Raw genomic sequence first — 11,876 nt, 5'->3', positions numbered from 1 at the left:
TTTCTAAGGCCGCCGATTTTAGTCGGCCCGTTTGGCGCGCCGGTGACAGACGCGCGATGATGCGAATACGCGCTGCCTGGCGGCACGGATTCACACCCCTCTTTTTTGTATCAGGAGCCCCCATGCGAACCCCCTCCCGATTGTCGGCGCTCAAGCGCTGCACTCCGGCCGCCGCACTGGCAGCATGCCTGTTTGCCCTCGGGACGGCCGGTGCTCAGACCCCTTCCGCGGCCCCTGCCGCACCGACGTCGGCCGCCCCTGCTGACGGCGTGGCCACCGCCTGCCCCGCCACCTTGCAACACACCTTCCCGCGGCTGCAAGACGAAAAACCCCAAGATCTGTGCCAGTACTCCGGAAAAGTGGTGCTGGTGGTGAATACCGCGAGCTTCTGCGGCTTTACCCCGCAATACAAGGGCCTGGAGGCGCTGGACAGCAAATATCGCTCGCGCGGCCTGGTGGTGCTGGGCTTTCCGTCGAACGATTTCTCGCAGGAATCGGGCTCCAACAAGGAAATTGCAGACTTCTGCGAAAGCACCTTCGGCGTGAAGTTTCCGATGTTCGCCAAATCGTCGGTGCGCGGCGCCAACGCCAACCCGCTCTTCAAGCAGCTCGCGCTGGCCTCCGGCACCACGCCGAAGTGGAACTTCTACAAATACCTGATCGGGCGGGACGGCAAGGTGGTGCAGGCCTGGTCGAGCATGACGGCGCCTGACGAGGCGGCCTTCGTGAAGGTCATCGAGAGCCAGCTGGCCGCGCATTGACGCACCCGAGGTCATACGAGTCGTCACAAACGTTTACCACTAGGGCGGGAACCGGGCTGGCACACTGTGCTCATATCGAGCGTGGGCAGCAAATGCCCTCCGGTTTCATGTTGCGAGGTCTTCTGGGCGTCTAAGTCTGGTTGAAATCCCGAGGCGATTCTTCTCCTCCTCCCTCCCTCCCTCCTTCGCGTCGGGGCGCCTCGCAGCATTTTTGTATTTCCCTCAGGGGCGGGGCGCGGCAACACAGGCGCCCTGAAACGAAAAAGGCGCCAGAGGCGCCTTTTTTCATGGTTGGGTGTCGATGAAGCTGGGCCGAAGCAGCAGCTTGTCGTACAACTTTGCCAGATTGGGGTGCTGGCCGCGCCAGTCGATCTCGGGGAAGCGCAACCCCACCCAGCCCAGCGCGCAGCCCACGGCGATATCGGACAGGCCAAGGTGGATGCCACTGCAAAAGGGCTTGTCGCTCAGCCCCTTGGCCATGGCGGCAATGCCGCCTTCGACCTTGGCGCGCTGACGTTCGATCCAGGCTGCGCTGCGCTCGCCATCGCTGCGGCCGGTCCACGTGGATTCCAGACGCCAGAGCACGCCGGCATCCATGACGCCGTCGGCCAATGCCTCCCAGGTCTTGACTTCGGCACGCTCGCGGCCCTGCTGCGGAATGAGCTTGCCCACGGGCGACAGGGTGTCGAGGTATTCGACGATGACGCGCGAATCGAACATCGCGTCGCCGCCTTCCATGATGAGGCAGGGCACCTTCCCGAGCGGGTTGGAGTGCGCAATGGTGGTGTCGGCAGCCCAGACATCTTCGATCACGAACTGGTAGTCGAGCCGCTTTTCGGCCAGCACCACGCGCACCTTGCGCACATAAGGGCTGGCGGCCGATCCGATCAGTTTCATGAAAGCTCTCTCCCTAGGCTTTGATTTACGTTTATTCAACTTCATTTTAGGGGAACGCCAAAAGCGCGGCTTCGATCTGTCGCGAACGAACGTCGCCGCGAGCCGCCTAAAATTCGGGCATGAGCTTCTCCACCGTTTCCGCCCTCTCCCCACTTGACGGCCGCTATGCGGCCAAACTTGCGGCACTGCGCCCGCTGATGAGCGAACAGGGCTATATGCACCGGCGCGTGCAGGTCGAAGTGGCGTGGTTCATTGCGCTGTCCGACTGCGGCTTTGCCGAATTCAAGCCGCTCACGGGCGGCGCCCGCAAGTACCTGCTGGGCCTGGTGGCCCATTTCTCGGAGGCAGACGCCCTCGCCATCAAGGAAATCGAGAAAACCACCAACCACGACGTGAAAGCCGTCGAATACTGGATCAAGTCCAAGTTCGACGCCCGGCCGGAGCTGCTGGCCGCCGCCGAATTCGTTCACTTTGCCTGCACCAGCGAAGACATCAACAACACCAGCCATGCGCTGCAGATCCAGGCCGCACGCGAGAAAGTGATGCTGCCGGCGATCGACGGGCTGATTGCCAAGCTGCGCGAGATGTCGCACCAGTTCGCCGGCGTGTCGATGCTGTCGCGCACCCATGGCCAGACCGCCAGCCCGACCACGGTCGGCAAGGAAATCGCCAACGTGGCGGTGCGGCTGTCGAAGGCGCGCGCGCAGATTGCCTCGGTGCAACTGCTCGGCAAGATGAACGGCGCCGTGGGCAACTACAACGCCCACCTGGCAGCCTGGCCCGATTTCGACTGGGAGGCGTTCAGCCGCAAGGTCATCGAAACGCCCGCGCCGCTTGGTCTGGGCTTGAGCTTCCAGCCCTACAGCATCCAGATCGAGCCGCACGACTACATGGCCGAACTGTTCGATGCCGTGGCGCGCACCAACACCATCCTGATCGACTTTTCGCGCGACATCTGGGGTTATGTGAGCCTGGGCTACTTCAAGCAGCGGCTCAAGAAGGGCGAGATCGGCTCCTCGACCATGCCGCACAAGGTCAACCCCATCGACTTCGAGAACGCCGAAGGCAACCTGGGCCTCGCCAACGCGGTGCTGCGCCACTTGAGCGAGAAGCTGCCGATCAGCCGCTGGCAGCGCGACCTGACCGACAGCACGGTGCTGCGCAACATCGGCGTGGCCTTCGGCTATGCCACGCTGGCGTACGCGAGCCTGGCCACCGGCCTCGGCAAGCTGGAGCTCAACGAGGAAGCGCTGGCCGACGACCTCAATGCTTCATGGGAAGTGCTGGCCGAACCCATCCAGACCGTGATGCGCCGCTTCGGCGTGCAGGGCGCCTACGAGCAGCTCAAGGAAGTGACGCGCGGCAAGACCGTGACGGCCGAGGCGCTGCACGGACTGATCCGCTCGCTCGACATTCCCGCGGCGGAAAAAGAACGGCTCCTCGCCATGACGCCCGCGAGCTACGTGGGCAAGGCCGCGGAGCTCGCCAGTAGAATCTGAGGCTTCCCGCACCGACGCCCCAGCCGCCTGAAGGCGGCTGCCTGCGTCGTTTCACGCCCCTCTTCAGCCAACGCGCCGCCCGCGGTGCGCCAGCCAACAACCTGACGGGGCTTCAAGCCCCTGTTGTTCATGCTGCGCGCCCCCCTCCGACGCCTCTGGCTCAAGGTTCACCGCTGGATCGGTCTCACGCTCGGACCGGTACTTGCCCTCACGGCGCTGCTCGGCGCGGTGCTGGTGGTCGCCTTGCCGATCGACCGCTATGCGCATCCCGAGCTCTTCGTGGCCCGGAACACGGCCGTTGCGGCGCCCGCGCTGCCGCTCGAGCCGCTGCGCCAGCGCATCCTGGCCGAGTTCGGGCCCGACACCAACTTCACGCTGCGACCGCCGCGCGACTCCGGCGAGACGCTCTGGGTGTATGTGCGCGGGCCCTGGGACGGCACGCTCTATCTCGATCCCGCCACCGGTGCGGAGCAAGGCCGACGCGGCACGCACGAGGGTGCCTACAACCTGCTGTTCGAACTGCACAGCAGCCTGCTGCTGGAAGACACCGGCAAGGGCATCCTCGCCTTCGTGGCGCTGGCCTATCTGTTCACGCTGATCACCGGCGTGGTGCTCTGGTGGCCCACGCGCTGGCCGCCTTCGCTGCGGATCGCGCTCGACCGCGGCTTGCTGCGCGGGCTGTTCGACCTGCACCGCACCGGCGGCGCCGTGCTCGGGCTGTTGATTGCGGTGTCGGTCTTCACGGGCGCCTACATGGCTTGGCGCCCGCTCGGCAACTTCATTTCGGCCACCATGGGCCAGGAGCCGGTCAAGCCGCCCACGGTGCCCAAAGGCACGGCCGCTGGGCCCCGGCTTTCGCTCGACGACCTCGTCGCCCGTGCTCAGAACGTGTTCCCGGGCCAGCCGATCGGCTATGTGCAAGTGCCCGGCAAGCCGAACCGTCCCATGCGGGTGCGATTCCGGCTGGCTGACGATCCGCACCCGAACGGCATCAGCTCGGTGTGGCTGCATCCGCTGACCGGCGAGGTGCTGGCGGTGCGCCGATGGCAAGACCTCGACGCCGGCAATGGCGCGGTGGTGGTGATTTATCCGCTGCACACCGGCGTATTGGGCGGGCCTGTGCACCAGGCGGTCGTCGCGCTTCTGGGCCTGGCACTCGGCGGCCTGGGGCTGAGCGGCATCTGGCTCTGGTGGCGGCGCCGCGCCGTGGCCGCGGCGGCCCGAGGCGCCGCGCTTTCCAACAACAGCAACCGCACGACGTCCTGAACGGGACGGTTGCTGCGGTCGATTTTTCGATTCGAGGAGAACCCGTGTTCAAGCAAAAGAAGTGCGCCGCCCTGGTGATGGCGCTGTTCCCCATCAGTTTCCAGAGTTTTGCGGCCGAAGCCGAGCCGGCGACCGATGGCACGAAGTCGCTGGAGGCGGTGACCGTCACGGGCGACTGGCTCGGCACGCCCAGTGAAACCAAGGTGCTCGAGCACCCGGGTGCGCGCAGCATCATCGAGCGCAAGCAGATCCAGGAAGCCGGCGCCACCAGCGTGCGCGACGTGCTGCGCCAGGTTCCCGGCGTGCAGGTGCAAGAGAGCAACGGCACCGGCGGCAGCGACATCTCGCTCAACGTGGGCGTGCGCGGGCTGACGTCGCGCCTGTCGCCGCGCTCGACCATCCTGCTGGACGGCGTGCCGCTGGCCTATGCGCCTTACGGCCAGCCGCAGCTCTCGCTCGCACCCCTGTCGCTCGGCAGCCTGGAGGCGGTCGACGTGGTGCGCGGCGCGGGCTCGGTGCGCTACGGCCCCCAGAACGTGGGCGGCATCATCAACTTCGTGACGCGGGCGATTCCGAAGCAGTTTGCGGGCGAAGTGGGCGTAGGCGTCGAAAGCGCCAGCCACGGCGGCGGCATCAAGACCACGCCCACCCTCTTCATGGGCGGCACCAACGAGAACGGCCTCGGGCTTGCGCTGCTGTATTCGGGCACACATGGCGACGGTTTTCGCCAGAGCAACGACCACACCAGCATCGACGACCTGATGCTGAAGGGCGCCTACCGGATCTCGAAGACCGACGACATCGCGGTCTCGCTGCACCATTTCGAAGGCAAGGGCCGCATGCCCGGCGGCCTGACGACGGCGCAGTTTGCCGCGAACCCGTTCCAGTCCGACCGCCCTTTCGACGAGTTCTCCGGGCGCCGGACCGACGGGTCGATCAAGTACACGCACAACGACGGCGTGAACAAGTTCGAAATGCTGAGCTACTACACGGACTCGTTCCGCAGCAGCTACCTTGAGCAGGAAGGCACGGGCGCCAACGCCAACAGGCGGCGCCTGACCAGCGCGCCGCGCAACTACAAGACTTTTGCTGTCGAGCCCCGCTACTCGCGCCTGATCGATTCGGGCAGCGTGGTGCAGGAAATCAGCGTCGGCGCGCGCTACCTCAAGGAAGAGGCCTCCGAGGTGGCGACGCGCAGCGCCTACTACCTGCCGCGCCCCGGCTTCGATGCGTACACGCTCGCCCAGCCCGCGTACCAGACCAGCAAGGGCGGCACGACCGCGCATGCCTTCTACATCGACGACCGGATCGACTTCGGCAACTGGACCATCACGCCCGGCGTGCGCTACGAGTCCATCCGCTCGCACAACGACGTGTTCACGATGGCCAACAATCGGGTCACCGGCGCCAACTATCCGAAGATCGACTCCAACGAGGTGCTGCCGACGCTGTCGGTGCTCTACCGCATGAACGAGCGGTGGTCGGTGTTCGCGAATGCCGGCGTGTCGTTTGGCCCGCAGCAGTATGCCCAGCTCGCGCAATCGACCACCGGCCTGCACCCCGAGAAGGCCAAGACCTATGAAATTGGCACGCACTACAAGGGCGAGGCCTGGAGCGGCGAGCTGACCCTGTTCAACATCAACTTCGACAAGGAACTGCTGCTGGCCCGCTCCATCACCGGCGACGTCGGCCAGTGGACCGACCTGGGCGCCACGCGGCACCGCGGCCTGGAGTCGGCCCTGCGCTACGACCTTGGCACGCTGAGCGAATCGCTCAAGGGCGTGTCGGTGTCCGCGACGTACACATACACGCAGGCCATCGCCAAGGCCGGCGCTTTTGCCGGCCGAGACCTGCCGTTCTATTCTCGCCAGGTGGCGACGCTCGGCGCGCGCTACGAGCGCGGGCCGTGGACCTTCAACGCCGACGTGTACGCGCAATCGAAGCAGCGCTCGCCGGGGTCGCCCGACGACGGCGCGAACTACGTCACGATGGAAGACTCGACCGGCCGCCTGGGCAACATTCCGGGCTACGCCACCATGAACCTGCGCGCCGCGTACGACTTCGGCCCTTCGATGAGCAACCTGAAGCTGGCCGTCGGCGTCAAGAACCTGTTCGACCGCCGCTACTACAACCGCTCGGTCGACAACAACGGCGGCAAGTACGTGGGCCAGCCGCGCACGCTGTACCTGCAGGCCTCGGTGGCGTTCTGACGAAGCCCGTGGGGGCGCATACACTCGCGCACCCATGGCCCTCAAATCCACCATCTTCAAGGCCGCCCTCGCGGTGGCCGACATCGACCACGGCTATTACGCCGACCATGCGCTGACGCTGGCGCGCCATCCGAGCGAGACCGACGAGCGGATGATGATCCGGCTCGTCGCGCTCGCGCTCAACGCGCACAAGCTGCAGGACGTGTGCCAGGGCGACGGCACGCTGGCCTTTGGCGCGGGCTTGTCGAACGTCGACGAGCCCGACGTGTGGCTGCGCGATTTCACGGGCGAGACCAAGCTGTGGATCGAGGTCGGCCAGCCGGAAGACAAGCCCATCATCAAGGCCTGCGGCAAGTCGGACGAAGTGATCGTCTACTGCTTCAACCACGCGGCCGAGATCTGGTGGCGCGGCATCGAGACCAAGCTCACGCGGCCGCAGAACCTGCAGGTGTACCGCGTGCCGACGGAAGCCTCGCAGGCGCTGGCCGCGCTGGCGCAACGCAGCATGCAGCTGCAAGCGACGATCCAGGAAAACACGCTGACGCTGGGCGACGGCGCAAACAGCATCGACGTCGAACTGCTGCGCTGGAAATAGGCTCTCGCCTGCCGGCTTCAGGCCGCCGGCATCATCGCGCCGCAGTGCCAGCACTGCTCGAAGCCGCCTTCGATCCGCTCGCCGCACACGCATTGCCAGTTGCGCTGCGGCCTGTGCTGCGCCGCATGCAGCACCTGCTGCGCGCGCTCGAACTGCGCTTCGTCGTCGATCCAGATTTCAGGCAGGCACTGGTCGGGCGGCAGCTGGCCCATCACGGCACCGAGAAATTCACGCTGCACCGTCGCTTCTACGCCCTCCTCTCGCAATGCGTGCACCCACAAGGTCGCGATTGCGAGGTTGGGTGCTTGGGCGAGACGGCGCATGGGGCGGCCCAACTCAGGCGGTGTCGTCGGGGCCGAGGGGCTCCGCCGGATCGTCGGGCCACTGCGCCGGTTCGGCCTCGCGCGCGCGCTCAGCGTACTTGTTGAAGCGCCAGGCCGTGTCTTCCATGGTGATGCGGCGCCAGGTCACGCGCTTTTCGACCGGCGACATGGCGGGCCAATGCTGCACTTCGTCGAAGCTGCGGCCGCAGCCCTTGCACTCGTCGTCGCCCTGGCTGGTGGAACAGATCGCGATGCAGGGCGTGTCGGGCGTGCTGTGGTACCAGTCGAGCCATGCCGCCCAGGCGTCGGGGGGAAAACCGAACTCGTCGACCTCGTCTTCGTGGTGGAACACCATGAGCGCGTAGACCTCGGCGAGTGCGCGCAATTCGGGCGCCAGGGTGATGCCGTCGGGCGAAGGACTCTTCTCGCGCCAATGGTTGATGGCGGCCTCGATGTCGATGATGTGAATGGCGGCCATGGAGAGAGAAAAAACAGCGAGCGGCCGATCATAGTCCGGCAATGCCCCGCGGCCCCTGAAGGTTATAGGCGCTACAAGATTCATAGCTCCACACCTTTTATTCACGAGGCTTTCGAAGGCATTCTTTTTAAAGTGCCGGAAATTTCAGGTTGCCAGAGGCCCGGTCCGGATGCTCTAATCCCATCCACGAAGGGGAGTAGCTCCCGACCGCTGTCCATGGCAGCGGAAATCGACAGGTCGTCAATACGAAGCACAACACTTCCGGCCTGTCGGACACCACGCGCCCCTGGGTGCGCGTTGTCGAGCAAGACCTTCGATTTGAACCTGCGCAGGTTTGATCGAAGCGTTCCTGAGTCCCCGGTCGTCACCCCGGTCTTCGTCATCGCTTCGATCATTCCTTCCCGGGATGAATCGAAAACGCGCACTTGCGCCGGACTGTTGCCATCACCGAAGATGAACAGGCCACGCACGAAGACAAGAGGAAGCTATGGAACAGTTCATGACCCCGGAATTCTGGGTCGCGGTCGGTCAGATCATCATGATCGACATCCTGCTCGGCGGCGACAACGCCGTCGTCATTGCCCTGGCCTGCCGCAAGCTTCCGCCTGCGCAGCGCACCAAGGGCATTCTCTGGGGCACGGCCGGTGCCATCGTGCTGCGCGTGATATTGATCTTCTTCGCGCTCACGCTGTTGGCCATTCCATTCCTGAAGCTTGCGGGCGCGGTGCTGCTGCTGTGGATCGGCGTGAAGCTGCTGGCCCCCGAGCACGACGATGCGCACGGCAACATTGCCGCCAGCGACAAGCTGTGGGGCGCGGTCAAGACCGTGATCATCGCCGACCTGGTGATGAGCGTGGACAACGTGATCGCCATTGCTGGTGCCGCGCAAGGCGCAGGCCAGAACCACCAGATGCCGCTGGTGATCTTCGGCCTGCTGGTGAGCATTCCGATCATCGTCTGGGGCAGCCAGCTGGTCATCAAGCTGATGGACCGTTTCCCGATCATCATCACGCTGGGCGGCATGCTGCTGGGCTGGATCGCCGGTACCATGGCCGTGTCCGACCCCGCGCTGTCGAACACCGCGGCCTGGACGTGGGTGCCGAAGGTGCCGCAGACCGACGTCATCAGGTATGCAGCCGGCGTGGGCGGTGCGCTGCTGGTGCTGGTCATCGGCAAGTGGGTGGCGGTGCGCCAGGCGCGCCAACGGCCCACCACCGCTGCCAGCACGAGCTGACGGCTCGCAGGCATCATCAGCAAAAATGCTCTTCCCTCATCGACCAGTCTCTGCCACTCTAACGGCTTGAAGGAGCGCTACGTGGAAACGATCATTCTCTATGTCGACGACGCCGGCTACGCCTGCGAGCAGTTCGCCGAACTCGCTCCGGACGCGAACAGCGTCGTGGCGCGCCATTGGGTACTCGTGGCTTGTGCACCGCGCATGACGCATCGCATCAGCAAATGGGTGAGCCACAGCGCAAGAGAGAACTGGCGTGCCAAGTGGTTCAGCAAGGTTCAAGCGCAGCTCCTGCCGGTGCTCGAACGCAATGGCGGACAGGTAACGCCGGTGCTGGCCAAAGGCCCGCTGACCGAACTCACGCAGCAACTGAAGCGCGAGCATTCGGCCACCCACGTGGTCGATGCGCGCCGTCCCAAGATCGGCGTCGACCTGGAACCGGTCACGCCCGACCAGACCCCGGCGCACCAGTCGGGCTGGGCCTTTCCCGGCGCCGTGATGGGCATGGGCGCGCTGCTGGTGCTCGCGAACGAACTGGCCGAGTAAGCACTATTGCTTCACGACGAGCCCCGGTGCGGCAACGCGCCGGGGCTCTCGTCTTTTTGCGGGCCGGTGGGGTATCCTGCGGCGCATGCGCATCATCCTCAAATGGCTGCTCAGCGCCGTCGCGCTGCTGGCGGTGGCCTATCTCTACAAAGGTGTCCAGGTCAACAGCTTCGGCTCCGCGCTGATTGCCGCGGCAGTCATCGGCTTGCTCAACATGGTCGTGCGGCCGGTGCTGGTGGTGCTCACGCTGCCGGTCACCATCGTCACGCTGGGGCTGTTCCTGTTCGTGATCAATGCACTGCTGTTCTGGGCCGCGTCGGGCCTGCTTGCGGGCTTCCAGGTCAGCGGCTTCGTGGCTGCGCTGATCGGCTCGCTGATCTATTCGCTGCTGGGCTTGATCATCGAAGCCGCGCTGGGCGGGCTTCTGTCCAAGCGCTGAGCCACGGCCCGTTCGTCGTCATTGCCTGAGCGGGGGCTCTTCGGCCTGCCGCTTCACCAATGCTTCGACGTCCCGCGCGCGGGTGTCGATGATCGACGCCTCGTAGTGGTCAATGGGCGCGCCGGGCTTGCGCACCAGTTCCTGTGCGGCCTTGAAGCGGTCGCGCGCGGCGGGGTAGTCGAGGATGGCCACGTTCGCTTCGGCATCGGCACGCACCGCGCGCAGCGTGTCGTTCTGCGCGCCATACAGATTGGCCAGCGCCCGCCAGACGGTGGCGTCGCGCGGATGGGTGGCGACCCAGTCGCGCAGCACCGGCACCATCGGCGCCGGCTGGCGCGTGGCCACGGCTGCGTCGGCGGCCAGCAGCATCTCGGGGCGCTCCTTGGACTTCACATCGAGCAAGGCAGCGGCCTTGGCAGCGCCGCCGCCGGCAAGTTCGATCTCGGCCGTGAGCCAGCGCGCCAACTTGGCGGCCGATGGATCTTCCGCGGTGCGTGCCGCCAGCCGCTCGGCCAGTGCGCGCGCAGCCTTCAAATCGCGCAGATCCTTGGCCGACAACGCCGCTGCGTAGAGCGTGCCCGCCTGCTGGGCCGGGCTGCTCTTTGCGAACTCGCCGCTGGAAGCCGCTTCGACCCAGAGCCGCAGCACGTCGACACCGGGCCGCGTGAGCACGCGCGCACGTGCGGCAATCATGGCGTGGTCCATGGCCAGCGGCATGGCCGGCGCGGCATCGAGGCGGAACTGGAACCGGCCCTGCATGTCGGAAATGCGCTCTGACGTGAGCGGATGGCTGCGCAGGTACGGGTAGGAGCCGTTGTCGTTGAGGCGCGAGGCGTACTGCAGCTTTTCGAACATGGTGGCCGCGCCCTGCGGCGCAAAGCCGGCCTGCGTCATCACGCCGAAGCCCACGCGGTCGGCCTCGCGCTCCATGTCGCGCGAGAAGCTCAGCTGGTTCTGCATGAAGAGCGCCTGGCTGCCCATGATCACGGCCTGCCCCGCGTCGGCGTTGCGGCTCTTGCTGGCCGCGATCATGCCGAGGATCAGGCCGGCCAGCATCCACGGCATCTGCTTGCCCTGCCGGCTCATGATGCGCGAGATGTGGCGCTGCGTGACGTGCGACAGCTCGTGGCCGAGCACCGTTGCCAGCTCGTCGCGGCTGCCTACCGTGGCAATCAGGCCCATGTTCAGGCCAAGGTAGCCGCCCGGCAGCGCAAAGGCGTTGACGTTGCGGTCGCGCCCCAGCAGGATGGTCCAGGCAAAACGCTCGTCCAGCTCGGGCGTGAGTTCGCCGCGCTGCCGTGCGGCGGCCAAGAGGCGCTGCCAGATCTCCTGCACGTAGGCGGCAATGACCGGGTCGTCGATGTAGTCGGTGTCGCGGTAAAGCTCGCGGGCGATCTGGTCGCCCAGATTGCGCTCGGCGCTGGCGGTCATTTCGCCGCCGTCTCCCAGGCCCGGCAGCGCTTGCAGCTGCGCGCGGGCGGGTACCGGCAGCAAGATTTGCGACGCTATGAGAACCGTAGCGCACAGTGCCCGCAACGCGGGCGCGGCAGAACTTTTTTTCGTGGCGGAAGGAGTCAAGCGCGGCATTCCTCGTCCATGGCTCGGGCTCGTATGATGCATCCACACAT

General features: G+C 65.7%; 12 protein-coding genes. 8 read left to right on the top strand and 4 right to left on the bottom strand.

The genetic code is table 11. The annotated features are described in order from the left end of the window. The first annotated feature begins 122 nt into the window (after positions 1-122). On the top strand, positions 123-761 hold the full coding sequence (locus BLR24_RS20985) for a glutathione peroxidase (protein WP_093020420.1): 639 nt from the start codon (positions 123-125) through the stop codon (positions 759-761). Positions 762-1,046: 285 nt separating this feature from the next. On the opposite strand, the gene BLR24_RS20980 is transcribed toward BLR24_RS20985, so the two are convergent. Then, on the bottom strand, positions 1,047-1,658 hold the full coding sequence (locus BLR24_RS20980) for a glutathione S-transferase N-terminal domain-containing protein (protein WP_093020418.1): 612 nt from the start codon (positions 1,656-1,658) through the stop codon (positions 1,047-1,049). Between the two features lie 119 nt (positions 1,659-1,777). Here BLR24_RS20980 and purB point away from each other — a divergent pair, with 119 nt between their 5' ends. The 4 genes from purB to BLR24_RS20960 all read left to right on the top strand — a co-directional run bounded on the left by purB (position 1,778) and on the right by BLR24_RS20960 (position 7,228). Continuing rightward, a complete protein-coding gene (gene purB, locus BLR24_RS20975; protein WP_093020416.1) occupies positions 1,778-3,157 on the top strand; it encodes an adenylosuccinate lyase in 1,380 nt (459 codons plus the stop codon). Positions 3,158-3,286: 129 nt separating this feature from the next. Next, a complete protein-coding gene (locus BLR24_RS20970; protein ID WP_093020414.1) occupies positions 3,287-4,423 on the top strand; it encodes a PepSY-associated TM helix domain-containing protein in 1,137 nt (378 codons plus the stop codon). 44 nt (positions 4,424-4,467) lie between these two features. Beyond that, complete coding sequence (locus tag BLR24_RS20965) at positions 4,468-6,633, top strand: TonB-dependent receptor family protein (RefSeq protein ID WP_093020412.1); 2,166 nt, start codon at positions 4,468-4,470, stop codon at positions 6,631-6,633. A gap of 34 nt (positions 6,634-6,667) precedes the next feature. Continuing rightward, entirely contained in the window at positions 6,668-7,228 is a 561-nt protein-coding gene (locus BLR24_RS20960) for a YaeQ family protein (RefSeq protein WP_093020410.1), read from the top strand. A 17-nt stretch (positions 7,229-7,245) separates the two neighbouring features. On the opposite strand, the gene BLR24_RS20955 is transcribed toward BLR24_RS20960, so the two are convergent. Together BLR24_RS20955 and BLR24_RS20950 are read right to left on the bottom strand one after the other, a co-directional pair. Then, a complete protein-coding gene (locus BLR24_RS20955; RefSeq protein ID WP_093020408.1) occupies positions 7,246-7,551 on the bottom strand; it encodes a putative signal transducing protein in 306 nt (101 codons plus the stop codon). 13 nt (positions 7,552-7,564) lie between these two features. Continuing rightward, positions 7,565-8,029, bottom strand: a complete 465-nt coding sequence (locus BLR24_RS20950) for a DUF3717 domain-containing protein (RefSeq protein ID WP_093020406.1) — start codon at positions 8,027-8,029, stop codon at positions 7,565-7,567. 487 nt (positions 8,030-8,516) lie between these two features. Between BLR24_RS20950 and BLR24_RS20945 the strand changes: the two genes are divergently transcribed. The 3 genes from BLR24_RS20945 (at position 8,517) to BLR24_RS20935 (ending at position 10,248) form a co-directional block, all read left to right on the top strand. Then, positions 8,517-9,263: a TerC family protein gene (locus tag BLR24_RS20945; protein WP_093020404.1), complete on the top strand. Its 747-nt coding sequence runs from the start codon at positions 8,517-8,519 to the stop codon at positions 9,261-9,263. An 81-nt stretch (positions 9,264-9,344) separates the two neighbouring features. Next, positions 9,345-9,809, top strand: a complete 465-nt coding sequence (locus BLR24_RS20940; protein ID WP_093020639.1) for a hypothetical protein — start codon at positions 9,345-9,347, stop codon at positions 9,807-9,809. An 85-nt stretch (positions 9,810-9,894) separates the two neighbouring features. Then, complete coding sequence (locus tag BLR24_RS20935) at positions 9,895-10,248, top strand: phage holin family protein (RefSeq protein WP_093020402.1); 354 nt, start codon at positions 9,895-9,897, stop codon at positions 10,246-10,248. Between the two features lie 18 nt (positions 10,249-10,266). Here the strand turns inward: BLR24_RS20935 and BLR24_RS20930 are convergent, their stop codons facing one another. Next, positions 10,267-11,835: a M48 family metalloprotease gene (locus BLR24_RS20930; protein ID WP_093020400.1), complete on the bottom strand. Its 1,569-nt coding sequence runs from the start codon at positions 11,833-11,835 to the stop codon at positions 10,267-10,269. Between the last annotated feature and the right edge of the window lie 41 nt (positions 11,836-11,876).

The organism is Variovorax sp. OV700 (genome assembly GCF_900099805.1).
Classification (GTDB): Bacteria; Pseudomonadota; Gammaproteobacteria; order Burkholderiales; family Burkholderiaceae_C; genus Variovorax.
Note: the sequence above shows the minus strand (reverse complement) of the source record. Positions and strands in the feature narration are given on the sequence as shown.